Origin of the sequence: Paraburkholderia sp. HC6.4b (assembly GCF_014200875.1) — a bacterium.
In the GTDB taxonomy this organism is placed as follows: Bacteria; Pseudomonadota; Gammaproteobacteria; order Burkholderiales; family Burkholderiaceae; genus Paraburkholderia; species Paraburkholderia tuberum.
Genome location: NZ_JACHDC010000002.1, coordinates 352,992 through 376,558, shown reverse-complemented (window position 1 = coordinate 376,558; position 23,567 = coordinate 352,992). Strand labels below are relative to the sequence as shown.

21 protein-coding genes are annotated in these 23,567 nt (G+C 63.8%); 8 read left to right on the top strand and 13 right to left on the bottom strand.

Going from position 1 to position 23,567, the window contains the following annotated elements; all coding sequences use genetic code 11:
* Window positions 1-822: 822 nt before the first annotated feature.
* Window positions 823-1,095, bottom strand: a complete 273-nt coding sequence (locus HDG34_RS03985; RefSeq protein WP_090807933.1) for a DUF1488 domain-containing protein — start codon at window positions 1,093-1,095, stop codon at window positions 823-825.
* A gap of 391 nt (window positions 1,096-1,486) precedes the next feature.
* On the opposite strand from HDG34_RS03985, the gene HDG34_RS03980 reads away from it, so the two are divergent.
* Both HDG34_RS03980 and HDG34_RS03975 read left to right on the top strand, forming a co-directional pair.
* The gene (locus HDG34_RS03980) at window positions 1,487-1,990 is read left to right on the top strand and encodes a GNAT family N-acetyltransferase (RefSeq protein ID WP_184058029.1); all 504 of its coding nucleotides are present in this window, start codon (window positions 1,487-1,489) and stop codon (window positions 1,988-1,990) included.
* 30 nt (window positions 1,991-2,020) lie between these two features.
* The gene (locus HDG34_RS03975) at window positions 2,021-2,371 is read left to right on the top strand and encodes a DOPA 4,5-dioxygenase family protein (protein ID WP_090810310.1); all 351 of its coding nucleotides are present in this window, start codon (window positions 2,021-2,023) and stop codon (window positions 2,369-2,371) included.
* 28 nt (window positions 2,372-2,399) lie between these two features.
* Here the strand turns inward: HDG34_RS03975 and HDG34_RS03970 are convergent, their stop codons facing one another.
* The 5 genes from HDG34_RS03970 to HDG34_RS03950 all read right to left on the bottom strand — a co-directional run bounded on the left by HDG34_RS03970 (window position 2,400) and on the right by HDG34_RS03950 (window position 7,214).
* Window positions 2,400-2,714: a high-potential iron-sulfur protein gene (locus HDG34_RS03970; RefSeq protein ID WP_090807936.1), complete on the bottom strand. Its 315-nt coding sequence runs from the start codon at window positions 2,712-2,714 to the stop codon at window positions 2,400-2,402.
* Between the two features lie 36 nt (window positions 2,715-2,750).
* Window positions 2,751-3,440: a nitroreductase gene (locus tag HDG34_RS03965; RefSeq protein WP_184057884.1), complete on the bottom strand. Its 690-nt coding sequence runs from the start codon at window positions 3,438-3,440 to the stop codon at window positions 2,751-2,753.
* A gap of 110 nt (window positions 3,441-3,550) precedes the next feature.
* A complete protein-coding gene (locus HDG34_RS03960) occupies window positions 3,551-4,273 on the bottom strand; it encodes a PepSY-associated TM helix domain-containing protein (protein WP_184057882.1) in 723 nt (240 codons plus the stop codon).
* Window positions 4,270-4,953, bottom strand: a complete 684-nt coding sequence (locus tag HDG34_RS03955) for a Fe2+-dependent dioxygenase (RefSeq protein ID WP_184030542.1) — start codon at window positions 4,951-4,953, stop codon at window positions 4,270-4,272. The genes HDG34_RS03960 and HDG34_RS03955 overlap by 4 nt, the downstream gene beginning before the upstream one ends.
* Window positions 4,954-5,033: 80 nt before the next feature.
* Window positions 5,034-7,214, bottom strand: coding sequence for a TonB-dependent siderophore receptor (locus HDG34_RS03950; protein WP_184057880.1), 2,181 nt, complete (start codon window positions 7,212-7,214; stop codon window positions 5,034-5,036).
* 277 nt (window positions 7,215-7,491) lie between these two features.
* Between HDG34_RS03950 and HDG34_RS03945 the strand changes: the two genes are divergently transcribed.
* A complete protein-coding gene (locus tag HDG34_RS03945; RefSeq protein WP_184057878.1) occupies window positions 7,492-8,487 on the top strand; it encodes an aldo/keto reductase in 996 nt (331 codons plus the stop codon).
* A 47-nt stretch (window positions 8,488-8,534) separates the two neighbouring features.
* Here HDG34_RS03945 and HDG34_RS03940 read toward each other — a convergent pair whose 3' ends face one another.
* On the bottom strand, window positions 8,535-9,101 hold the full coding sequence (locus tag HDG34_RS03940) for a YbhB/YbcL family Raf kinase inhibitor-like protein (RefSeq protein WP_184057876.1): 567 nt from the start codon (window positions 9,099-9,101) through the stop codon (window positions 8,535-8,537).
* Between the two features lie 200 nt (window positions 9,102-9,301).
* Here HDG34_RS03940 and HDG34_RS03935 point away from each other — a divergent pair, with 200 nt between their 5' ends.
* The 3 genes from HDG34_RS03935 to HDG34_RS03925 all read left to right on the top strand — a co-directional run bounded on the left by HDG34_RS03935 (window position 9,302) and on the right by HDG34_RS03925 (window position 10,775).
* Complete coding sequence (locus HDG34_RS03935; protein WP_184057874.1) at window positions 9,302-9,688, top strand: hypothetical protein; 387 nt, start codon at window positions 9,302-9,304, stop codon at window positions 9,686-9,688.
* Between the two features lie 4 nt (window positions 9,689-9,692).
* Entirely contained in the window at window positions 9,693-10,172 is a 480-nt protein-coding gene (locus tag HDG34_RS03930; RefSeq protein WP_143037232.1) for a hypothetical protein, read from the top strand.
* A 192-nt stretch (window positions 10,173-10,364) separates the two neighbouring features.
* Window positions 10,365-10,775: a type VI secretion system amidase immunity protein Tai4 gene (locus tag HDG34_RS03925; protein ID WP_184058027.1), complete on the top strand. Its 411-nt coding sequence runs from the start codon at window positions 10,365-10,367 to the stop codon at window positions 10,773-10,775.
* A gap of 137 nt (window positions 10,776-10,912) precedes the next feature.
* Here the strand turns inward: HDG34_RS03925 and HDG34_RS03920 are convergent, their stop codons facing one another.
* From HDG34_RS03920 to HDG34_RS03905, 4 genes are all read right to left on the bottom strand, one after another.
* Window positions 10,913-11,737: an ROK family protein gene (locus HDG34_RS03920; protein ID WP_184057872.1), complete on the bottom strand. Its 825-nt coding sequence runs from the start codon at window positions 11,735-11,737 to the stop codon at window positions 10,913-10,915.
* Window positions 11,738-11,800: 63 nt separating this feature from the next.
* Complete coding sequence (zwf, locus tag HDG34_RS03915) at window positions 11,801-13,420, bottom strand: glucose-6-phosphate dehydrogenase (RefSeq protein ID WP_184058025.1); 1,620 nt, start codon at window positions 13,418-13,420, stop codon at window positions 11,801-11,803.
* Between the two features lie 110 nt (window positions 13,421-13,530).
* Window positions 13,531-16,341: an MGH1-like glycoside hydrolase domain-containing protein gene (locus HDG34_RS03910; protein ID WP_184057870.1), complete on the bottom strand. Its 2,811-nt coding sequence runs from the start codon at window positions 16,339-16,341 to the stop codon at window positions 13,531-13,533.
* A gap of 50 nt (window positions 16,342-16,391) precedes the next feature.
* Window positions 16,392-18,362, bottom strand: a complete 1,971-nt coding sequence (locus HDG34_RS03905; RefSeq protein WP_184057868.1) for an amylo-alpha-1,6-glucosidase — start codon at window positions 18,360-18,362, stop codon at window positions 16,392-16,394.
* Between the two features lie 200 nt (window positions 18,363-18,562).
* Between HDG34_RS03905 and HDG34_RS03900 the strand changes: the two genes are divergently transcribed.
* On the top strand, window positions 18,563-18,910 hold the full coding sequence (locus HDG34_RS03900; RefSeq protein ID WP_184057866.1) for a hypothetical protein: 348 nt from the start codon (window positions 18,563-18,565) through the stop codon (window positions 18,908-18,910).
* Window positions 18,911-19,009: 99 nt separating this feature from the next.
* Complete coding sequence (locus HDG34_RS03895) at window positions 19,010-21,166, top strand: phosphocholine-specific phospholipase C (RefSeq protein ID WP_184057864.1); 2,157 nt, start codon at window positions 19,010-19,012, stop codon at window positions 21,164-21,166.
* Window positions 21,167-21,275: 109 nt separating this feature from the next.
* On the opposite strand, the gene HDG34_RS03890 is transcribed toward HDG34_RS03895, so the two are convergent.
* Together HDG34_RS03890 and HDG34_RS03885 are read right to left on the bottom strand one after the other, a co-directional pair.
* Window positions 21,276-22,193: a dihydrodipicolinate synthase family protein gene (locus HDG34_RS03890; RefSeq protein ID WP_184057862.1), complete on the bottom strand. Its 918-nt coding sequence runs from the start codon at window positions 22,191-22,193 to the stop codon at window positions 21,276-21,278.
* A 257-nt stretch (window positions 22,194-22,450) separates the two neighbouring features.
* Window positions 22,451-23,566, bottom strand: coding sequence for a succinylglutamate desuccinylase/aspartoacylase family protein (locus HDG34_RS03885; protein WP_184057860.1), 1,116 nt, complete (start codon window positions 23,564-23,566; stop codon window positions 22,451-22,453).
* Between the last annotated feature and the right edge of the window lies 1 nt (window position 23,567).

Genomic DNA, 23,567 nt, shown 5'->3' with positions numbered 1-23,567 from the left:
CGCTCAAACGTCCGACGTATTTCGCGCCCGACAGTTCACCCCATGCGCACGCCATGCGACGCGCCCGTGCTTCGAACGTATCGAAGAACGCAATGTCCGCATATCGGTTCGACGCCGCCAGAAACAAGAAGCCCGCTTCGTTGCGACGAAAAAAAAGCCCTGTTCCGCTAGGAACAGGGCTGACAGGATGGAACGGCCGAGCAGGCGCGTGGATGCCTGCCAACCTATAACCACCTAACCTGCAAAGCTATTGCTTACGTGTACTGCACCGGCAATTACTACCGCTCGACAGCAAGCTTCAACTGCCGATTCAAACCACCACTTCAATTGCGACTGCATGTGGGCCGGTCCTCGCTATCTGCTACTTCTGGCCGCTACCCCTGTTGCTTCGCGCTCGTGCTCGATGCATTGCGCGCTTGTATTGCGTCAACTGCGGACTGCAAACCTGCCAGATACGCACTGCGAACTGCGAACTGCAGACTTCATCAACGGTACGGTTCAAATCCGACACGAGGGGAAGATCGCATCGATGGAGGGCGGTGATTCCTCGCTCCATGGAAAAGAGTGTATGCGCGCACGCGCGAAAGCAATTCAGCGAACCGAAGCGCTTTGGTGGGTTAATTTGGCGAATCGATGTAACAGCGGCCCCACGGAGCGCTCGATGTGAAATCAGCGATTGCACCGAAACGGTGCTGCGAAAGCCTGAGAGAAAAAACGCGAAGTGCGAAGCCGGCCGCATTCACGCCGAGCGGAGCCGGTGCCGTCGCGCCGGCGTCATCGCGTGTGCAGCTTCGAGCGATGACGCGCGCCACGCCACGCACGTCAACCGCGTGTGGAGAAATCGTCGATCGTCAGCAAGACCTTCTCACCGGGACGCGCGAGCATTTTTCGTTCGGCGATCGCCGTAATACGTTTACGCCCATCCGCGAACGTCTTCAGAACGCGCGCCTCACCCGCGCCGCGTTGCAGCCAGAAGTGCTGCTCGAGCGCCTCGCGCGTGACCGCGCATTCAAGGTCTCGTCCCTGCGACGAAAGCTGGAAAATCACCGCGCGTCCATCTGCCGAGACGCTGGGTACCACCTCGATCATCGTCATAGCCCACCTCGCAACGTTGATTACGACGTTCGCCGCATCACGCGAACCTCCCTGGATAACCATCTGGACGCTCGCCGCATCGGATGACGCGGCAAGCGGACGTTCGCGCGCCAATCGTCGGAGGCCTCGTCTTGTCGGTTCGTACGGTGGTGCGGATAGCGCGGCCGCGATGGGTCGACGACCGTGCCCGCGAATAGCGAATCAACCTTTAGCAATGCGCATGCCACACAACGCAGCAGGCGGCGCCTCGCCGCATCGAGCGTTCGCCTTGCATCGCAAAGTGAGAAGACTGCAACATAGCCGCGTGGTAAAAAAGCGCAGCCGGCGCGACAATCGACGACAATTCTTACTCGCGCTTCGCACGATCATCGCGCGCCGCTACCTTGCCGACATGTCCGCCCAACTGCCCGACCAACGATCCGGGTTGACCTTGCGCCCCGCGCAACCCGACGACGAAGCCTTCCTGCTCGAACTGCGCAAGACGACGATGACCGAACACCTGGCGCGCGCCGGCGAGTCGACCGACGACGACGCCCATCGCGCGCGCCTGTTGCATCGCTACGACGCGGCGCAGGTGGTCTGCATCGACGGCGCGCCAGCGGGCTTGTTGAAGGCGCATCGCAACGACGTCGAATGGTTCGTCGTGCAGTTGCAGATCGCGCCGGCGCTGCAGGGTCGCGGCATCGGCGAGCAAGCGCTGCGCACGATCCTGCGCGCCGCCGCGGCCGAAGCGTTGCCGGTCAGCTTGCAGGTGCTCAAGGGCAATCCCGCCAAACGGCTGTACGATCGTCTTGGCTTCGAGATCGTCGGCGAGGATCAGACACAGTTTCACATGCGCCTTGCAGCGCGCGCGCCAGCGGAAAGCGAAGCAGAACGAATGTCGGATAAAGACTGATACGGAACGAGCCTGGCAATGAACTCTGATATGACTTTTCGCGCTGCTTCAGCGATACAAAGCTGGCACGCGCACATCTACTTCGACCCGGCGAGCCGCGATGCCGCCTGGGCGTTTCGCGAGCAGATCGACGCGCATTGGGGCGACAAACTGCAGATCGGGCGCTTCCACGAACGGCCGGTCGGGCCGCATCCGATGTGGTCGTATCAGCTCGCCTTTGCGCACACGCAGTTCGCCGACGTGGTCGGCTGGCTCACGCTCAATCACGGCGCGCTCGATGTCTTTCTGCATCCGAACACCGGCGACGCGCTGCGCGATCATCGCGACGCCGCCGTGTGGATCGGGCACTCGCACGAACTCGTGCTGAAGGCGCTGCTATAGCACCGCTGCGAACGCTACGGCGGCGTGCTCACATATTCGTATACGCGCTGCACCAGCCGCGCGACGCGACCTGTTTAGTGCCGAACAGCGTGCAGCCGCCGTATGCGTCCGATGCCTTGCCCTGGAACAGCGAGCAGTTCGCGCACGATTGCCCGGCCGCGAAGTTCGGAAATCTGGCCTTGTCGACCTTCGACGCATCTTCGGTATAGCCGACCGCCTGCGCCTGCGGATCGCTCTCGCTGAGCGCATTGGGAACGGTCGCGGCGAACGCGACCCGAGACAGCGCGAGCGACGAGCCGACGCCCGCGCTGACCAACAGGAAATGGCGCCGCGATGTTTTCATTGTCGTTTGCCTCTGGGTGGGGACTGAGGGATGCGTTCAATCGAGAAAGCGCGCGAAGCGCTCGACCGGTTCGCGCTCGGGGCGCAGCGTATTGACCGGCGCGTTGGGGTCGCCGAAACCGAGCGACATGCCGCACACAAATTGCTCGTTTTTGGGCAGCCCGAGATGTCCGGCAATCAGTCGATGAAACTGCATGAACGCGGCCTGTGGACAGGTGTCGAGGCCGCGCCCGCGCGCGGCCGTCATGATCGCCTGCAGGAACATGCCGTAGTCGAGCCAGCTGCCGCGCTCGAGGCTGCGATCGATCGTGAACAGCAGGCCGACGGGTGCGTCGAAAAAACGGAAGTTGCGCGAGTGCTGTTCGTGCATGCGCGCCTTGTCGCCCTTCTCGATGCCGAGCAGGCTATACATGTCCCAGCCGATCTTGCGACGCCGGTCGATGAACGGCGACTGCCACTGGCGCGGATAGTACGCGTACTCCTCCTGGTACAGCTCGTCGCGCTGCGGATCGTCGTAGGCGGCGAGCAGATCGCGCGACAGACGCGCGAGCGATTCGCCCGTCAGCACGTACACCTTCCACGGCTGCGTGTTGGTGCCCGACGGTGCGTGGCTGGCGGCTTCGAGAATCGCTTCGATGTCGGCGCGCTGCACCGGTGTCGGCAGAAAGGCGCGCACCGAGCGCCGCGTGGTCAGCGCGGTGTCGACGGGGTTCGCGGGAGAGGTCATCGGCGGATGGCGGCAGAGCCTGCGGAGTAGGTCTGCGACGATTCTAGCGCGGACCGCTCAAAGCCTGCCCGCCAGCGCGCAGGCGTCGCCCGAAGCGTTGCGCTGCGCCCTTACATCGTCCCCAACACCACCGCCGCCGCAATCGATCCGACCACGAGCGCGAGCGCCACCGTCTTGCGCTTGTTCAACTCGGTCCACAACAGCACGCCCGTCAACGACAGCAGGATCAGGCTGCCCGCGAGCGTATCGATCAGCAGCACCCAACCGACGCTCAAGCCCACACCCTTGTGCATGTTCGTCAGCATCGCGAGAAAGGTGTTCGCGCTGCGCTTGACCGTGACGGTGTGGTTGCCGACCCAGTATTCGGCCGACGTGTTTTCCTTCGGCGACCCGAAACTCAGTTGCCAGTGCTCGGGCTGCACGACGCTGCGATCGCCCCACGCCACCGGATGCTCGGTTTCCTTCTGCACGCGCCCCGGATTGCCGGCGATCTTCAGCTCCTGCTTGAGCCACTTCGCGAGCTCGCGCGGCGTTTGCGGCGCCGGTTGCGGCAGCGGCACCTGCATCACCGACACCTGCGGCTCGCCGGTCGAGACGCGCAGCGGGCCGCCGCGATGATTCAGAAAGAAGCCCGTCGTGCCGAACAGCAGACCGAGCGCCGCGCCCCACAATCCGACCCAGCCATGCACCTTGCGCAGCCACTTGATGAAGGTCGCGCGACGCGAGCGCTGCTGGCGCGATTTCAGTTCATGGTCATCGAGCCGACGCGGCTCCTGCGCGTCATGTTCGCCGGCCGCGGGCGGTTGAATGTCGAGGGTGTCCGATACGCTCACGTTTCACTCCAGGTGCGCAGCAGATTGTGATAACAACCGACGAGGCTGCGTCGCGCAGCTTCGTCGGCATGGGTGGCATTGAGCCGTTGAATCGCGGTGTCCATGTCGAACAGCAGCGCGCGATGCGTGTCGCTGCGCACGAGGCTCTGCACCCAGAAGAAGCTCGCCACCCGCGCGCCGCGCGTGACTGGCGTCACCTGGTGCAGACTCGTCGCCGGATAGACGATCATGTCGCCGGCCGGCAGTTTCACCTGCTGCACGCCGTAGGTGTCCTCGATCACGAGTTCGCCGCCGTCGTATTCGTCGGGCGCGCTGAGAAACAGCGTCACCGACACGTCGGTGCGCAGCTTCACGCCGTTCGGCAGCACGCGCACCGCGCCGTCGACGTGGCTGCCGAACTGCATGCCGCCCTCGTAGCGGTTGAAGAGCGGCGGATAGACCTGGTTGGGCAGCACCGCGCTGATGAACAGCGGATTGCGTTCGATCGCCGCGAGAATCACATCGCCGAGTTCGCGCGCGAGCGTCGAGTGCTCGGCGATCTGCTGATTGCGCTTGACCGGCGCGCCCTGATAGCCCGCGGTCGCGCGGCCATCGACCCACGCGTCGCCGGCTCGATCGAGCCGCTCGCGCATGAAGCGCAACTGCCCGGCGTCCAGTACCTTCGGAATGTGCAGCAACATAGTGTGTCCTTCGCGTCGGCTTGCCGTTTGCAACAGCGGCAAGCCGGACGCATGCGCTCAGTGCGCATCAAAAGCGCGTATCAAAAGCGGTAGTTGAACGTCGCGAGCAGCGTGCGGCCGATGCCCGGCACCGAACGTCCGCCGTCCGACGGAATCAACGCGTCGTAGTAGTACTTGTTGGTGAGGTTCAGCAGGTTCAGGCGCACGTCGTACTTCTTCGCGTGATAGGCCGCGGTCGCGTCCCAACGCGTGTAGCCCGGCACCTTCACGTAGTTCGTATTCGACGCATAACGCGGCGACATGTAGATCGGACCGCCGCCGATTTCCCAATGCGGCGTGATTGCATACGTGGTCCAGAACGTCAGCGTGTTGCGCGGCGTGTTGGCCGGCGTGTGACCTTGCGTGCCGTCGGCCGCTTTCAGGATCGTCGCGTCCATGTACGTGTAGCCGCCGAAAATCTGCCACTTGTCGGTGATGTGCCCCGTCACGCCCGCCTGGAAGCCGTCGACGCGAATGTTGCCGGCCAGCTGGTACTCGGTCGGTGACACCTGCGTGCGCGCGTTGTCCTTTTCCTCGCGGAAGATCGCCGAGGTCACCGACATGTTGCCGCCGAACAGATCCCACTTGCCGCCGATTTCATACGACTTCGTCGATTCCGGCGCGAGGTTCTGAGTGAGGTTCGTGACCGTCAGGTTTTCGAGCGACGGGTTGAACGACGTGCCGTACGACACGTAGTACGACTGCCAGTCGGTCGGCTGGTAGATGACGCCCGCGCGCACGCTCGTGAAGTAGTTGGTCTGGCTCGCATAAGCCGGCGCGCTAATCGTATTGCGGATTCCCGCCGAGAAACGATCCCAGCGCACACCGCCGATCAGCTTCCAGTGCGGCGTCAGCGTGATCGTGTCGTTCAGGTAAGCGGCAATTTCGTTCGCGCTCGAATCGGCGTAGTTGCCGACCGTCGTCGTCACGTTCGACGGCGTGCCCATGATCGGCGGATTGAGCATCGGCACGATCGGCAGGTTGTTGCGCGTGTACGCCTGGTTCGAATAGCTGTCGTGGCCCACTTCGACACCGGCGATCAGGTCGTGCCTGATCGGTCCGGTGTCGAATTTGTATTCGAGCATCGTGTCGTTGTAGATCGCATGATTCTGGATCACGCGGTCATGACTCTGCAGCTTGATGAACAGCTGCGACGGCGACAGCGTCGTGAAGTTGCCGTTGGTCAACGCTGTGCTGGACGACAGCGGTCCGGTCAGCACCGCTTGCGGCGCGGTTTCGCGCGCGTCGGTCATGGAGTGCGAGATCTGCGTCTGGTTCGTCAGCGTCAGGGCGTCGGAGAACTTGTGCTTGATCGCCGCGGTGAAGATCTGCACGTCCTGGATCGTGCGGTCGCTGGTCAAACCGTAGAACGTGTTCTTCGGTACCGGCGACGGGCGGCCGTTCAGCGCCTGGATGCCGTAGTCGGGCATGTCGTGGTTGTGCTGGATCAGCGCGGACAGCGTGATCTCGGTCGGCGTGCCGATGCCGAAGCGCAGTTCCGGCGCGACGCCGAAGTCCTCGTTCTTCATCACGTCGCGCGTCGAGCCGAGGCTCTGGCCGAATGCATTTAGGCGGATCGCCGAGGTGTCGGTGAGCTTGTGGTTCACGTCGACGGTGGAGCGGTAGCGGTCGTCGGTGCCGATCATGCCGGAGACTTCCGCCGAGTCCGTCAGGTTCGCCTTCTTGCTGACCTGGTTGATCACGCCGCCGGTCGAGCCGCGGCCGAACAGCATCGACGACGGACCGTACAGCACTTCGAGCGATTCAAGATTGAACGTGTCGCGGTAGTACTGGTTGCGGTCCCGAAAGCCGTCCAGATAGATGTCGTTCTGCGCGGTGAAGCCGCGCAGGTTGATGTTGTTGCCGATCTGGCCGCCTTCGGCCGCGCCGATCGTCACGCCGGGCGCGTTGCGCAGCGCGTCCGCAAACGACGTCGCGCCCTGCGAGGCGAGCAGGTCGCGATTGATCACGGTGACGGTCTGCGGAATGTCGCGCAGCGCGGTCGGCGTCTTCGCGCCGACGGTCGCCCGGTCGGCCTGGAAGTCCTGCTGAACGGCCTGAGCCTGCACGCCGATGGTCGGCAGCGTCTGCGCGGCGGCGGGTGTGTCGTTCTGTGCATTGGTTTGTACGTTCTGCGGCGCGCTTTGCGCGAGCGCCGGGGTCGTCAAAGGAATGGCAAAAGCGAGCGCTAGCGCTGTCGCGAGCGGCGTGTGATTGAGCATGGAAATCCCGTCAGAAATGCGTTTGTCAGATTCGCATCACTGACGTCGAATTCATGACAAAGCCGCAAATGGCTGGCTGCCGCTCTCCGTAGTGTGAGATGGAGATGACGGGATGGCTGGCTAGGTTTAAATGAGAATCGATATCATTTCACATCTACTGGATGTCAGCAATCCCGGCGTGCGTCAGGCACATCGAATCGCGACTCGGTTTATCCTTTTTACAACAATGTAGTTTCATCGCTTCGGCAGCGCTTTCCTTCCCTCTGGAGTCGACTTTATGCAATATCGCCAATTCGGCCGCACCGGCCTGACCGTTTCTCGCCTGTGTCTCGGCACCATGACCTTCGGGCTGCAAACCGAAGAAGCCGCATCGCACCGCATCCTCGACACGGCCGCGGACGCCGGTGTCAATTTCATCGATACCGCGAACGTCTATCCGCTCGGCGGCGACGAAAATCTGGCCGGACGCACCGAGGAAATCGTCGGACGCTGGCTGAAGGGCAAACGCGAGCGCTTCATCGTCGCGACCAAGGCGGTCGGCAAGATGGGGCCCGCCGCGTGGGACCAGGGCGCGTCGCGCAAGCACCTGCTCGATGCGATCGACGCGTCCTTGCAGCGCCTCGGCACCGACTACGTCGACCTGTACCAGCTCCATTCCGACGACGCGAAGACCCCGCTCGACGAGACGCTCGAAGCGCTCGATGCGATCGTGCGCTCGGGCAAGGCGCGCTATATCGGCGTGTCGAACTTTCTCGCCTACCGGCTCGCGCGCGCACTGGGGCGCGCGGACGTGCTCCGTGTCGCGCGCTTCGTGTCGGTCCAGCCGCGCTACAACCTGCTGTTTCGCCAGATCGAGCGCGAGCTGCTGCCGCTGGCCGCCGAGGAGCAGCTGGCCGTGATGCCGTATAACCCGCTCGCGGGCGGACTGCTGAGCGGCAAGCACCGGCTCGACGCGACGCCCGCCGAAGGGCGCTTCACCGAAAGCGTCGGCAAGGCTGGCGCGATGTATCAGGAGCGCTACTGGCATGAGCGCGAGTTCGACACGATCGAAAGGCTGAAGGCGATCGTCGCGCCGACCGGCGAATCGCTGGCGAAGGTGTCGCTTGCGTGGGTGCTCGCGAATCCGCTGATTACGTCGGCGATCATTGGTGCGAGCCGCGCGGAGCAGTTGAGCGATACGCTCGCGGCGGCCGGGCTCACGCTCGACGCCGCGATCAAGACCCAGCTCGATGAAGCGAGCGTGCAGTATCGCTGGGGGGACGCGGCGCGCTAGCCGCCCGCCGGCAGATCAGGCGCGGCCCGGCGTTCGGCCGCGCGTCTTCATCGTCCGTAGCGCAGCACGGTGCTCGTCGCGGCGAGCACGTGATCCTTGATCGCGGCGTGGAACGCGTCGCGCGTCAAGCCGGCCGGCAATGCGTCGGGCGGCAGATCGAGCGCATAGACCTGCGCCACGTAGTGATGCGGTACCTCGCCGACGGGCGGACACGGGCCGTAATAGCCGGGGCCGCCGGTGCGATTCGTGCCGGCGACGCTGCCCGCCGGCGCGGCTTCGCCTTCGGCGAGTCCGGTCGTGGTAGGCGCGATGCCATAGACGATCCAGTGCACGAGGCCGAGGCCTTTCGCGCCGTCGGGATCGAAGATCGTCACCGCGAAACTTTTCGTCCCGGCCGGCGCGTTATGCCATTGCAGCGCCGGCGACACGTTGCCGCCGCCGCAATTGTTCGCGCTCGCCGCGTGGCTTGCGTTGAGCGTGCCGCCATCGGCCAGTCCCGGCGACGACACCGCGAAGGCCTGTGCCGCATACGCATGCGCGCTCGCGTAAGCGAGCAGCGCGCACGCGCCGACGGAGAGGAGGCGCCGCGCGAGGGTCAGGTGGATGCGAGTCATTGGGAGTCTCCGGGGTTGGACGTGCCGTTGAGAGCTTTGCAGTTCAGAGAGCAACTATAACGAGAATGTTGTTTTGAGATGGAAGAGGCGGCATATTGCGCATGGGGCTACGCGAATCAAACAGATAGCGATCCTACGTGATCGATTGATTAATTCGTTCTCGCCCTTTGTCGTACAAAGAAAGAAATGGAGTTGCCTGAATGTCTACAAAACACGCCCACTCGCATCGCCCGACGAAAACTGCGCCGCCGCAATGGAAAGAGAAGCCGGCAAGCATTGTGCCGCTCACGGTTCAGAATGCGCTGAAAGACGCCATGCGCACCGAGCGCATTCCAGACACGGATTTCAGCGATCTGCTATGGATCATGGCTCAGGAATCCGCCGGTGTCGTCGATGCGCGCAACGGGACTTCAACAGCACGTGGCCTGTTTCAACTGCTGCGCGCGCAATACAGCTTGAACCCGCGCGGAGAGGCATCATTCGGTAATGCGAAGGAGGAGTGCCAAGGCGGCATCCGTTACATTTATGGCCGCTACCATTCCGCAAATATGGCCAGAGGATTCTGGCAACAACACCACTGGTATTAAAACGATGCGTCTTTCGTCCTGGCTTATTGCCACATTGATGTTCGGCGCAGTATCCGGTTTGGCCCTTGCGGAATCGGTCCTCAGGTTTGAGGATTGTCCCGCCACTGTCGAGTCCAGGCACGCTGCGATGCCACGCATGATATTCACGGACGCGACGGCACGTCATTACCGCAGCATTCTTCGTGAAGCCGCAAAGGAGCCGATTAACTTCGCGGGCCACTACGTTCTCGCTACGTGGGGATGCGGTGCTGGCTGCGTGATGGCGGCGGCAATCGATACGAACTCGGGCCGCGTCACTTCGCTCCCGTTCACGGTTTCCGATTGGCCGCTGGACATCACGGATCCGCTTGCGTATCGCGCAGACAGTTGCCTGCTGATCGCTCACGGTAGCCGCAATGAAAACGCCGAGCACGGAACCTACTACTACGCGTTCGACGGCAAAACATTTACCTTGCGCGCGAGTACGACAAACGTCGGGCGTTAGACAAACCGCGGAAGCAGTGAACGAGACCGTCACCCCGTGATGGACAACTGGATTGCGCGAAAACTACTGTTACGACCACTGCTATTTCAACGAACCTGAGGCGAAGTATCGCACTGACCGCGCGAACTTCTGGAGTTTGCCGTGAAGAAGGTCGGGGTTGGCATCCTAACTGGTTTTGCCCTCATCTTCGGCATGTCTGCTTGCTATGCAAAAGGCGATCAACGTGCGACTCCACAAGCTGGAGCACGTACTTATGCACAGAATTACAAAGACATGGTTCTGGCTACTTGCATAGCGACCGCCTACAGGAACGACAAAGATGCTGCTATGGATGCGGGAAGCAGCGTCAGTGCATTGCGAGACTGGACTTACTTTGACTTGGAGAAGGCTCCAGACGCGATCAAAACCTTGGTGGACAATTATTTGGCGCGAAATTATCAAAACCCGCTGGTTGAATCGGAAACTGAAGGTGTCCGTTTCGATTTCCTGAAGTGTCTGGACCTGTATCACAGTAAGGAATTGGACGCACAGGTCAAGCGTTTGGTCATTAACCCCAGGCGCACTTACCGGCAAGATAATCCGTTGCCAGCAAAGCCGAAGTAGTTATGAGCACGTCCAGCGTCGAAGCGCTGACCAGTGCTCGGGCACGGATCGCCTTGGCAATCGTTGAGGGGTTGATATGAACCGTTGGACGTCGAGCCGCGGCACTGGATACGTGATGGCGGCGGCAATCCACCGCCTCACTTCGGCTTGAACCGCCCCGTCTTCTGCGTCGCCTCCGGATACTGTCGCGTCTCGCGCACCGACAGCGGATGCCACAATTTCGCGCCGCCCTCGATCCCCGCGTCGTTCGATACGGTCGCCACGTTCGCCGGCAGCGAAAACTTGATGCGCGCCGCGTTGCCGCCGCCGATCCACAGCTTGTCGTAATTGACCAGTGACTCGAGAATGCCGATCACCTTCTCGACACGCCGGCTCCAACGCTTGTTGCCGATCTGCTCGCGCGCGGCCTCGCCGATGTATTCGTCGTACGCCACGCCCTTCTTGCTGACCGGATGATGCGCGAGCTCCAGATGCGGCATCAGTTCGCCATCGCGAAACATCGCGGTGCCGGCGCCGGTGCCGAGCGTCAGCACGAATTCGAGGCCGTGGCCTTCGATCGCCGCGAAGCCTTGCATTTCGGCGTCGTTGATCATCCGCACCGGCAGTCCGCCCAGGCGCTGCGCGAGCGAATCCGCGAGCGCAATGTCGTGCCATCCTTCGATGCCGAAGTGCGGCGCGGTCAGAATGCGGTTGTTGCGCACGACACCCGGAAACCCGATCGAGATACGGACGGGCCGCACCTGCTCGATGAGCGGAGCCACGAGTTGCGCGAGCGCGTCCACCAGTTGATCCGGCGTGCACGGATGCGGCGTCGCAACGCGCACGCGTTCGGTTTTCATCTGCCCGTCGGCGTCGATGATCGCGGCCTTCAGGCCGGTGCCGCCGACATCGATCGCGAGGATGTGCTCGCTGCCGCTTGTCGGCGCATTCCGTTTCACTGCGTTCTTGTTGCGTGTTGCCACGATGTCTCCCGATTGTGTTGAGGCGGTTGTGATGCGGGTCTGCGGGTTGGTTCAAAGGTGCCGCTACGACTTGCCACCGGGCGCTTTCTGCTGCAACGGGCGCCACGCGTGGCCATCGCGCGCGAGCAGCGCGTCGGCCTCGGCCGGCCCGTCGCTGCCGGCCGCATAGCCGCGCACGGCAACCGCGCCGCCACTCCTCGGATGCAGCACGTCGTCGACCGCGCACCAGCTCGTCTCGATGCTGTCGGCGCGCTGAAACAACGTCGCGTCGCCAAACATGCAGTCGTACAGCAGCGTCTCGTAGCCGACGTTCGCGCTTTCCGCAAAGAAGTCGCCATAGTTGAACGACGACTGTACCGGACCGACCTGCATCACCGGCCCCGGCACCTTCACATTGAAATCGAAGCTCGAGCCGTGCTCGGGATCGATGCGAATGGTCAGCACGTTCGGCGTCAATGCGTTGACCGGCGTATCGCGGAACAGGCGGAACGGCACCGGCTTCAGCTGCACCGAAACCTCGGTGCGGCGCACCGCGAGCCGCTTGCCGGTACGCAGATAGAACGGCACGCCGGCCCAGCGCCAGTTCTCGACGAACACGCGCGCCGCCGCGTAGGTTTCCGTCGTGCTGCCGGGCGCGACGTCGGGCTCCTCGCAATAGCCGACTCCGGCTGGCCCTTTTTCGTACTGGCCGAAGACGACGTCGGCGGACGTCAGCGGCTGGATTGCGTCGAACAGCTCGGCCTTCTTGTTTCGCACGGCTTCGGCCTCGAACGAATTCGGCGGCTCCATCGCGACGATGCCGAGCAGCTGGAACAGGTGGTTCGGCACCATGTCGCGAAACGCGCCGGTCTGCTCGTAGAACCTGCCGCGCCCCTCGACGCCGATCGTTTCCGCCGCCGTGATCTGCACGCAATCGATGTACTCGCGCCGCCAGATCGGCTCGAACATCGCATTCGCGAAGCGCACCGCGAGGATGCTCTGCACGGTGTCCTTGCCGAGAAAATGATCGATGCGGTACACCTGCGACTCCCGCGCATACGACAGGATGTGCGCGTTCAGATCGCGCGCCGACGCGAGATCGGTGCCGAACGGCTTCTCGATCACGAGACGCCGAAAGCCGCCGTTCGCGCCGTCGCCTTCCTTCAGCAGGCCGGCTTTGCCGAGCCGGTCGGTGATCGGTTTGAAAAAACGCGCGCCGACAGCGAGGTAGAAGATCGCGTTACCGCCTTTCGACTGATCGAGCTTCTGCTTCAGCTTCGCGAACGTATCGTCGGATTCGAACTCGCCCGCCATGTATTCGAGGCGCTGCGCGACCCAGTTCCACGCGTTGTCGTCGAGCTTGCCGGCGTGAAAGGTGCTGGCCTTGTCGGCGGCGAACTTCTGCAGCGAGGTATGCAGTTCGTCGCACCATTCGCGCGTTTCGCGCTCGCCGTGATTGACGCCGATGATCTTCATGCTGTCGTCGAGCAGGCCATCGACCGCGAGGTTGTAGAGCGCCGGCATCAACAGACGTTTGGTCAGATCGCCGCCCGCGCCGAAGATCACGAGCGTGCATGGCGGCGCGGACTTCTTGCCGGCCGGCGACGACAGGGCGTCGTACCGGTTCGCGCTGAGCTTGCAGCTCAGCGCGGGCGTTGCGTTGGGTTGATCGGGAGAAGCGGAAGGGTTCGGTGTGCTCGACATGGGATTCACTTGGACCTCGGTAAGCCGATAGAACGAACGCGGCGATACATGAAAGACCACGGGCGCTGCCGCACAGTTCAATCGCGTTCGCGCGTGAGCGCGCGGCGTGCTTACTTCGTCGTCGTGGCCGCGAGCGACGGTACCGGTTCTTTCGCCACCGCCGGCGTTACCGCGGATGCAGAAGCCGCCGGCACCGGAATCGGCGCGGGCGCCAGCGCCGGTTCCCCCGCCAGCGGCACGTTGCCCGATGCCGCCATGGCGCGCGGCTGCAACAGCAACGCGACGAGCCCGGTCCAGCCGGTCTGATGCGAAGCCCCGACGCCACGACCGTTATCGCCATGAAAATACTCATGGAACAGGATCAGATCCTGCGAACGCGGGTCCGCCTGCAGCAGCGGATACGCACCCATCACCGGCCGCTCGCCGTTTTTGTCCTTCAGGAACAGCGTGGTCGCGCGGCGCGCGAGTTCGTCGGCGATTTCGCTCAACGAGAACTTCTGGCCCGACCCGGTCGGATACTCGACGCGGAAATCATCGCCGTAATAGCGATGAAACTCGTACAGCGATTCGATCAGCAGATAGTTGACCGGCATCCACACCGGCCCGCGCCAGTTCGAATTGCCGCCGAACACACGGGTATCGGATTCGGCCGGCAGATACTTGACGCAGAAGCTGTTGCCGTTGTGCTGGTACACGAACGGATGATCGCGATGGCAACGCGACAACGCCCGCACGCCGTGATCGGAAAGAAATTCACTTTCGTCGAGCGCGCGCCGTAACAACGCCTTCATCCGATGCCCGCGCAGCAGCGACAGCAAAAGCGCGTTGCCCTTGCCGGGCTCGTTCCAGCGCGACACCAGCTTCGCGAGATCGGGCCGATGCTCGAGAAACCACACGAGGCGCTCGCGCAAGCCCGGCAAGCCGCCGTGCAGACGCTCCTCGAGCACGTGCACGGCGAACAGCGGTATCAGTCCGACGATCGAGCGAACGCGCATCGGCATGCTGCTGCCGTCGGGCAGGCGCAGCTTGTCGTAGAAGAATTCGTCCTCGCTATCCCACAGGCCCGTGTCGCAGCCGTCGTCGCAACTGACCGCTTCCGCGATGTACAGGAAGTGCTCGAAGAACTTCACACCAATATCGACGAACACATGGTTCGCGTAGGCGAGTTCGAGCGCGATACGCATCAGGTCGAGCGCATACGCGGCCATCCACGCGGTGCCGTCGGCCTGGTCGATGTGGCCGCCGGTGGGCAGCGGCGAGGAGCGGTCGAAGATGCCGACGTTGTCGAGTCCGAGAAAACCGCCCTGAAAAATATTGTGGCCGTCGGCGTCCTTGCGATTCACCCACCACGAGAAATTCAGCAGCAGCTTGTGAAACATGAGCTCCAGAAAATCGCGGTCCGCCTTGCCGGTCAGCGCGCGGTCGATCTCGTACACGCGCCACGCGGCCCATGCATGGACCGGCGGGTTCGCGTCGCTCAAGGCCCATTCGTAAGCGGGCAACTGGCCGTTCGGGTGCTGATAGCGGTCCTTCACGAGCAGCAGCAACTGCTTCTTGGCGAACGCCGGATCGATCAGCGCGAACGCGGCCGCATGAAACGCGAGGTCCCACGACGCGTACCACGGGTACTCCCACTTGTCCGGCATCGACACGATGTCCGCGTTGCACAGATGCCGCCAGTCGGTGTTGCGGCCGTGCTTGCGCGCGGCGGGCGGGCTCGGTTGCAGCGGATCGCCGTCGAGCCAGCGCTGCACGTCGTACTGGTAGTACTGCTTCGACCACAGCATGCCGGCGAGCGCCTGACGTTGCACGAGACGCGCATCGGGGTCGGTGATCTCGTGTTGCAACGCGCCATAGAATTCGTCGGCTTCGGCGCGGCGGCGCGCGATCAACGCGTCGGCATCGAATGGCGCTTCATCGGTCGCCGATTGCGGGTGCCAGCGCAGATACACGACCGCGCGTCCGTGCGGCCCGAACTCGAGCGCCGCATGCGCGGCGGCCCGGGTGCCCGCGTCGTGACGGATCGCGTTCGCGTCGCCGTGCACGAGGTAGTCGTTGAAGCCGTCCTTGAACGGGCCCGCGCCGTCCATGCCGAACAGCCGCTTCACGTTGGTCTCGTTCTCGCAGAACAGCCATGCGAGTTGCGGCGCGTCCTTCGACCACGCGGTCACGACGATCGGTTCGTGCACATGGTGATGGCCAAGCAGACGTACCGCGCCGTCATGACCGGTACCGGCGACGAGCTTCGGCTTGTCCTTGTTCTCTTTCCACGACCACGAGTTGCGCGCCCAGATCTGCGGCAGCACATCGAGCGACGCCGCTTCGTCCGCGCGATTTTCGATCGTCACACGCATCACGATGTCGTCGGGCGTGTGCTTCGCGTATTCGATCTGGACGTCGAAATAGCGCTGATCGTCGAACACGCCGGTATCGAGTACTTCGTACTCTGGCATATCGCCGCCGCGGCGCGCGTTTTCGTCGATCAGGTCCTGGTAGGGATAGGCCGCATGCGGGTACTTGTACAGCATGCGCATGTAGGAATGCGTGGGCGTGCCGTCGAGATAGAAGTACAGCTCCTTGACGTCCTCGCCGTGATTGCCCTGCGAGTTGGTCAGGCCGAACAGGCGCTCCTTGATGATCGGGTCCTTGCGGTTCCACAGCGCGAGCGACACGCACCAGCTGAGCCGGTCGTCGCCGAAACCGGCGATGCCGTCTTCGCCCCAGCGGTAGGCGCGGCTGCGCGCATGGTCGTGCGGAAACGAGTCCCAGGCGGTGCCGTTCGCGCTGTAGTCCTCGCGCACCGTGCCCCACTGGCGCTCGCTCAGATACGGCCCCCAGCGCTGCCAGTGGCCGCATTCGGGCGAATGCAGCCGGGAACCTTCGATCGTGGCGAGCAGATTGGCAGCGCGCAGCGGTGGCATGAAACGTCCTTGCAACAGGCCTGGCGGTGGGACCCACATCGTAGCGCGGTTTACGCGCCGTCGTGCTCGAGTCGGGCAAGCAGACTTTCGACGCGCAGCAATTCGCCGAGCGACCAGGCCTGGAACGGCGTGCCGGCGGGCGCGTGCGGCACGTCGCCGGCGGCGATCTCGGACAGGTGATCGAGGCCCGCGCGATCGAGATGCGCGTACAGCGGGGCGAGAAAGCGCGCCCTCGCCTGCGCGAGATTATCGGCACTCGCGCCATTCACTCGCAGCCATGCTTCGACGAACGGGCCGATCAGCCACAACCACGCGGTGCCCTGATGATAGGCGCCGTCGCGTTCGCGCGGCGCGCCGCCGTAGCGGCCGCGATAGGCGGGATCGGACGGCGCGAGCGTGCGCAGGCCGAGCGGCGTCAGCAATTGCGCTTCGACCTGACCCACCACCGCGCGCGCCGCCGCGCCTTCGAGCAGCGGAAACGGCAGGCCACCGACCGCGAAGATCTGATTCGGCCGGATCGAGCGGTCGACCGTGCCCGGCACATGATCGACGTCGACGTTATCGAACAGCGCCTGGGTGGCCGGATCGACGAAGCGCCGGCGAAACGCGAGCGTTGCACGCTCGGCAGCTTGCCGCCACTGCGGGTTCCATGCTGACGCGATTCGCAGCGCGTTGATCCACAGCGCCTGCACTTCGACCGGCTTGCCGATGCGCGGTGTGACGACCCAGTCGCCGACTTTCGCATCCATCCACGTCAGTTGCACGCCGGGGATGCCGGCGCGCAGCAGGCCGTCGTCCGCGCACACGCCGATGTTGAAGCGCGTGCCGTTCGTGTAGCCGGTCAGGATCGTTTCGGCGGCCTGCTGCAGATGCGCGCGCGTTTGCGCGCCCGCATGCGGCGTCGCCAGATAGTCGTGAACCGCGACGATGAACCATAGCGACGCGTCGACCGAGTTGTATTCGGGCGCGTCGCCGTAGTCTGGGAAGCGGTTCGGCAGCATGCCTTCGGACAGCGTGCCCGACCATTCGAGCAGGATCGCTTCGGCATCGTCGAGACGGTTCGACTCGATCAGCAGGCCGCGCATCGCGATGAACGTGTCGCGGCCCCAGTCGGTGAACCACGGAAAGCCCGCGAGGATCGTGCGGCCTTCGTTGCGCGTGACGACGTAGGCGTCGGCCGAACGTTGCAGGCGCGAGCCGAGTGCGGCGCGGCGTTGTTGTTCGGTGTGGGCGAGTTGGGCGGCGTGGGCGGTGGTTTGGGCTTTGTCGTTCGCGCATTCGGTGGCGGACGTGCTCGACGCGCTCAGAATCATCACCGCGTCGCCCTCCGCGAGATCGAAGCTGAACACGCCGGGCGTCGCGAGATCTTCGCTGCAATCGAGACCGCGCTCCTGCTCGCGCACGTAGCAGAAGTTGCGATACCAGTCGGGTGCATGCGTATAGGCGCCGTTCGTCGCCGCTCGCACGACCGGCAGTCCGCCATACGGTTGCCAGCTCGCGCACGATTGATCGGCGCTGACTTGCGCGCCGAAGTTGAAGGCCGGATTCTCGTGATGCAGCGCATGATAGTCACGGCCCGACAGCAAGAGTCTGATCTTCAGCACGGGCGCATCGAGTTCGCCGCCTTCGAGCCGCCAGCGCAATACCGTTTCGCACGTCGCTTTGCTGAGGAACACGTCGGCGATCATCGCCGCGTGCGCACCGAGTTGAATGCGCCACGTCGGCCACGGCGCGGTGTCGAAGCTGGCAAGGCGGCCGCGCAGATCCGGATAGATCACGTCAGGCTCATAGCGCTGCATGGTCAACGCGAAGCGCTCGCCGCCCGCTTCGACCCACGCCTCGATGCCGTTGACGAGCACCATGCGCCCGCCCGGCGCGCGCGTCGCGGCCAGCAGCAGCGCATGGTAGCGGCGCGTGCGCAACATACCGAGCGTGCCCGAAGCAAAGCCGCCGAAGCCGTCGGCTTCGAGCCATTCGTTTTCGAGTTGCGAGATGTCGATGGGTGAATCGATGCGAGTCATTGAATCGTGCCCATGCGCGAACGATAAAGCAGCAAACATAGCGCAGATGGCAGTGCCATGAACATTGACCTTCCCGATACTTTCCATTTTCTTTCGATCAACCGACGATTTATCGAAAGTTATGCCGGGCGCAAACGTTTCACAATTATTTCTTGAAAGGAATGGAGACTGCACCCGCTTTCATCGAACCGGATGCAGACATGAGAAAAATCAGTTGCATCGCGAGCGCCGCATTGCTGGCGCTTGCCACGATAGCGTTGAACGGTTGCGGCGCGGACGACTCCTCTTCCACGAGCAACGCGACGACCACGAGCCTTGCGCCGAACGACGCGGCGCAACGACCCGCAATGGCGGCAGCGGCAGTGGCGACTCCCAACGCCTCAGCGCCATTCGCGAACAACACGGCGAACAACGCGGCAAGCAACGCGGCAAGTGGCGCAGCCGCCACCGACGCGATCACGCAAAACATGCAGGCCAGTCTCGCGGCCGACAGCCAGCAGGTCGCGCCGGTCATGCGCTACGCGCCCGGCGACAGCGCGAACAAGTAGTTCGCAACTGATCAGCAAGAGCAACGCGTAACCGACAACGAAACACCCCCAGGCACGCTCACGCGCGCCATTCTTCCCCTACGCAGAAGGTGATATTCGATGACATCAACTAGCCGTCGCCGTTTCCTGCAAACCGTGGCTTCATCCGCGGGCGCCGCCGCCGCGATGACCGCATTGCCCGAGTCGATCCGCAACGCGCTCGCCGTGCCTGCGTTTTCGCGCACGGGCACGATTCGCGATGTCGAGCACATCGTCGTGTTCATGCAGGAGAACCGCTCGTTCGACCACTACTTCGGCCATCTGCGCGGCGTGCGCGGCTATAACGACCGCTTCCCGATTCCGCTGCCGAGCGGCCTGCCGGTGTGGAATCAGCCGTCGAAGGAAGACCCGACCAAGCCGGTGCTGCCGTTCCATCTGGACACCGCGACGACGAGCGCGCAATGCGTCGGCGATCTCGATCACTCGTGGTACAAGACCCAGTACGCGATCGACGGCGGCCGCTACGACCAGTGGCCCGCCAACAAGACCGACATGACGATGGGCTACCATCTGCGTAGCGACATCCCGTTCCACTACGCGCTCGCCGACGCCTTCACGATCTGCGATGCGTACTTCTGCTCGCTGCCGGGACCGACGCACCCGAACCGCGCGTATCTGATGACCGGCATGGTCGACCCGACCGGCACGATGGGCGGCCCGCTGCTCGACAACAACGACTGGGTCGACGGCGATGGTCCGCCGAACTATCAGCTGCTGTCGTGGACCACGTACCCGGAGCGTCTGCAGGCCGCGGGCATTTCGTGGCAGATCTATCAGCAGGGCACGTCGGGCGCCGATCCGCTGAATGGTAATTACGGCACCAACATCCTGCAGAACTTCACGAACTTCATCAACGCGCAGCCGGGTTCGCCGCTCTACGAGCGCGCGCAAACCGTGCGCACGATCGACGACCTGAAAGCCGACGTGCTCGCGAACCAGCTGCCGCAGGTGTCGTGGCTGTGCCCGCCGGCCGCCTACTCGGAGCATCCGAGCTACACGCCCGCGTACGGCGCCGAATACACGTCGCAGATTCTCGACGCGCTGACGTCGAACCCCGAGGTGTGGAGCAAGACCGTGCTCTTCATCATGTACGACGAGAACGACGGCTTCTTCGATCACCTCGTGCCGCCGCAGCCGCCGACGACCTCCACCCAGGGCAAGTCGACGGTCACGACCGACGGCGAGATCCACAATGTCGTCAATCCGCTGCGCGGCGGCAGCTACACCGCCGACGGCTATCCGTACGGCCTCGGCCCGCGCGTGCCGATGACGATCGTGTCGCCGTGGACCAAGGGTGGCTTCGTGTGCTCGCAGGTGTTCGATCACACGTCGGTGATCCGCTTCATCGAAACGCGCTTCGGCGTGCATGAGCCGAACATCACGGCATGGCGTCGCGCGGTGTGCGGCGACCTGACCACCGCGTTCGACTTCCGCACGCCGGATGCGAAGATGCCGTCGCTGCCGGACACCAGCAACTACATCAGCATGGCCGACAACCAGTGCAAGACGCAACCGAAGCCGACCGTGCCGACGACTCCGACTCCGGTCGATGCGCAGGAAGCGGGCATCCGTTTCGCGCGTGCGTTGCCGTACGAACTGCATGTGAACGGCGCGGCGAACGCGGGCAACGACACGTTCGAAATCACGATCGGCAACACCGGCGACCAGGGCGCGCACTTCTACGTGTACGCGACGAATCGCACCGACGGTCCGTGGCGCTACACGGTCGAAGCGGGCAAGTCGCTCAGCGACACGTTCGACCTGAGCACGACGAACGGCGTGTATGCATTCGACGTGTTCGGCCCGAACGGCTTCGTGCGCAAGTTCGCGGGCAACACCCAGGCGAGCAAGCAAAGCACGCAGAATGGCCATGGCAACGGTCATGCCGACAACCAGCCGGCTCAGCCTGAAGTGACCGCGCAATACGACGTCGCGAATGGCAACGTGTTCCTGAAGTTCACCAACAGCGGCGGCGGCATCGCGCATCTGACGGTGATCGACAACGCGTACGGCGCGCGCCCGCGCACCGTGGTCGTGCCGGCCAATGCGCGTATCGACGAAGGCTGGGTGCTTGCGTCGAGCCATCACTGGTACGACCTGACGGTGACGAGCAGTGACGACGCGAGCTTCTCGCGCCGCTTTGCCGGTCACGTCGAGAACGGCCGGCCGAGTATCAGCGATCCGGCTGCGGTTGCGCCGGTGCTGAGCGCGAGTTGAGGCAACCACCGCCAGCCCCGCTTACTTGCGGCCTGATTCGGCTTCCTGTCCCGCCTACGTGGCGGACAGGGTGCCGATGTTTTTTAAGGCTCGTATTGAAACGCGGTGCTTAGAGACCGACGTCCGGCAGCGCCGGACGCGTGGCGAGCGCCTTGGCGACGATGTCTTTGACTTCGGCGAGCGCGTCGCCTTGCAGCGCGAGGCGCGGCGGACGCGTGACGGCGCTGCCGCGGCCGAGCAGTTCCTCGCACAGCTTGATGCATTGCACGAGGTCGGGGCGCGCGTCGAGGTGCAACAGCGGCATGAACCAGCGGTACAGCGACAGCGCTTCATCGAAACGCTTCTGCGTGGCGAGGCGGAACAGCGTCTCGCCCTCCTTCGGGAGCGCGTTCGACATGCCCGACACCCACCCTTCTGCACCGACCGCGATGCTTTCGACGACGACGTCGTCGAGGCCGGCGAACAGCACGAAGCGGTCGCCCACCGCGTTGCGCAGATCGATGAAGCGTCGCGTATCGCCCGACGAATCCTTGAAGCAGACGATGTTCTCGCAGTCCTGCAGTGCGATCAGCACGTCCGGCGTGACGTCGTTCTTGTAGATGGGCGGGTTGTTGTAGATCATCACCGGCAGATCGGTGCTGGTCGCGACCGAGCGGAAATGCGCGGCAGTTTCGTGCGGCTTCGCGGAATAGACGAGCGCCGGCATGACCATCACGCCGTCGACGCCGACACGCGCGGCTTCACGCACCGTCTGCCGCGCGAACTCGGTCGTGAACTCGGCGACACCCGCGACGACCGGCACCTTGCCGCCAGCCGCGTCGCGCGCCGCCTCGATCACCTGCAGTTTTTCCGACGTGCTCAGCGAGGTGTTTTCGCCAACCGTGCCGCAGACCACCAGACCCGACACCCCGTCCTTGACGAGATTGCTGACCACGCGGTGCGTCGCGTCGATGTCGAGCGAAAAATCCGGCTTGAACTGGGTGCTGACGGCGGGAAACACCCCGCTCCATTGGATAGCCTTGCTCACTTTGTCCGTCTCCTTCAAAAAGCCGGCCGCGCCGACACACGTTGAGTATGACGACGAGTATCGGCCTTTATCCGGAGGCGGGCTTGGGCTTTTTCGTGGCTGAAAGAGATTAAATCCGCACAACAGGCGAGGCGCCGGATCGCCGGCCGGGCGGCGCCGGCTACTTCGCAGCAAGGCGGCTGAGGCGCACGTCGGCACCGTCGCGTGAGGCGCCGAGACGGCCCCTGGATGCCGAGTCCGGCATAGCCGCTACGCGCTCAGGCGCCCAGCAACACGCCCGTTCGGATCGGCCGCGTGCCGGTCACGCGACCGAGCGGCGCACCGGCCGTCACGAAACGGATCGCGCGCCGCATGTACAGCACCCCTTCGGTCTGGCTCGCGATCGTGGTCGTCTCGTCGGTCAGCGGATCGACGATATCGAACAGCGGTTGGCCGACGCGGATCTTGTCGCCGATCTTCGCGCGGTGCACGAGAATGCCGCTCACCGGCGCATAGAACTGCTCGCTGCCCGCGAGCGGCGTCGCCGGCGACAGCAGCGGCGGCAACGGCTTGGCCTCGCCCCGAATCGCGCCGCGCCACACCAGATAGTCGACGAGCGCGTCGGCATCCTGCTGCGCGACTTCATACGACACGTCGCGCTGGCCGCGGCATTCGACCGTCACCGCGATCGAGCCGGTCGGCACCGGCTTGCTCGCCGGCATCTGCTGCTGCAACGTCCACCACAGCAGGCTGTGGGTTTCGTCGAATGCGCCGCCGCCCGAATCGGTCGCGAGCAACGACGCCTCTGCACCGAGATAGCGCGACAGCGGCTCGAACTCGGCCCAAGCGGATTCGCTCGTGTACACATGCATCGCCGCTTCGAGCGAGCAATGCAGATCGATCACGACGTCCGCGTCGCACGACAACTTCAAGAGCGCCAGTTGCAGCGACTCGAATTCGGTCAGCGGCTTCTGTTGCGCGAGTTCGACCGCGAGCAGCTCGCGCACGATGCGGCGGTTCTCGTTCGCGTCGGCGCCGAGCGCCTCTTTCGCATTCGCGACGAGCTTTGCGAACTGCACGAAATGCCGGTTGAAGTTCTTGCCACTGCCGAGATCGAAGCGGCCGATGAACTGCCCGAGCACGTATTGACTGAGCCCGACCGGATTCGACACCGGCACGAGCACGATTTGAGCGCTCAGCGCGCCGGCTTCCTCGAGCTCACGCAGACGCCGCTTCAGCAGCACCGTGGTCAGCATCGCGGGCGTTTCGTCGGCATGCAGCGACGCCTGGATGTAGATCTTCTGCCCGCTATTGGCCGGGCCGAAATGAAACGACACCAGTTCGCGGTGCGTGCCGATGGCTGGCGACACAAGCGGAATCGATTGCCTGTTCATG

Excerpts from the sequence above, each read along its gene's own strand:
- HDG34_RS03905 (WP_184057868.1), bottom strand. The coding sequence starts at position 18,362 with ATGACTCGCATCGATTCACCCATCGACATCTCGCAACTCGAAAACGAA.
- HDG34_RS03885 (WP_184057860.1), bottom strand. The coding sequence starts at position 23,566 with ATGAACAGGCAATCGATTCCGCTTGTGTCGCCAGCCATCGGCACGCAC.
- HDG34_RS03940 (WP_184057876.1), bottom strand. The coding sequence starts at position 9,101 with ATGACTCGCATCCACCTGACCCTCGCGCGGCGCCTCCTCTCCGTCGGC.
- HDG34_RS03930 (WP_143037232.1), top strand. The coding sequence starts at position 9,693 with ATGCGTCTTTCGTCCTGGCTTATTGCCACATTGATGTTCGGCGCAGTA.
- HDG34_RS03985 (WP_090807933.1), bottom strand. The coding sequence starts at position 1,095 with ATGACGATGATCGAGGTGGTACCCAGCGTCTCGGCAGATGGACGCGCG.
- HDG34_RS03910 (WP_184057870.1), bottom strand. The coding sequence starts at position 16,341 with ATGCCACCGCTGCGCGCTGCCAATCTGCTCGCCACGATCGAAGGTTCC.
- HDG34_RS03955 (WP_184030542.1), bottom strand. The coding sequence starts at position 4,953 with ATGTTGCTGCACATTCCGAAGGTACTGGACGCCGGGCAGTTGCGCTTC.
- HDG34_RS03945 (WP_184057878.1), top strand. The coding sequence starts at position 7,492 with ATGCAATATCGCCAATTCGGCCGCACCGGCCTGACCGTTTCTCGCCTG.
- HDG34_RS03925 (WP_184058027.1), top strand. The coding sequence starts at position 10,365 with ATGTCTGCTTGCTATGCAAAAGGCGATCAACGTGCGACTCCACAAGCT.
- HDG34_RS03900 (WP_184057866.1), top strand. The coding sequence starts at position 18,563 with ATGAGAAAAATCAGTTGCATCGCGAGCGCCGCATTGCTGGCGCTTGCC.
- HDG34_RS03935 (WP_184057874.1), top strand. The coding sequence starts at position 9,302 with ATGTCTACAAAACACGCCCACTCGCATCGCCCGACGAAAACTGCGCCG.
- HDG34_RS03950 (WP_184057880.1), bottom strand. The coding sequence starts at position 7,214 with ATGCTCAATCACACGCCGCTCGCGACAGCGCTAGCGCTCGCTTTTGCC.
- HDG34_RS03895 (WP_184057864.1), top strand. The coding sequence starts at position 19,010 with ATGACATCAACTAGCCGTCGCCGTTTCCTGCAAACCGTGGCTTCATCC.
- HDG34_RS03980 (WP_184058029.1), top strand. The coding sequence starts at position 1,487 with ATGTCCGCCCAACTGCCCGACCAACGATCCGGGTTGACCTTGCGCCCC.
- HDG34_RS03975 (WP_090810310.1), top strand. The coding sequence starts at position 2,021 with ATGACTTTTCGCGCTGCTTCAGCGATACAAAGCTGGCACGCGCACATC.
- HDG34_RS03965 (WP_184057884.1), bottom strand. The coding sequence starts at position 3,440 with ATGACCTCTCCCGCGAACCCCGTCGACACCGCGCTGACCACGCGGCGC.
- zwf (WP_184058025.1), bottom strand. The coding sequence starts at position 13,420 with ATGTCGAGCACACCGAACCCTTCCGCTTCTCCCGATCAACCCAACGCA.
- HDG34_RS03970 (WP_090807936.1), bottom strand. The coding sequence starts at position 2,714 with ATGAAAACATCGCGGCGCCATTTCCTGTTGGTCAGCGCGGGCGTCGGC.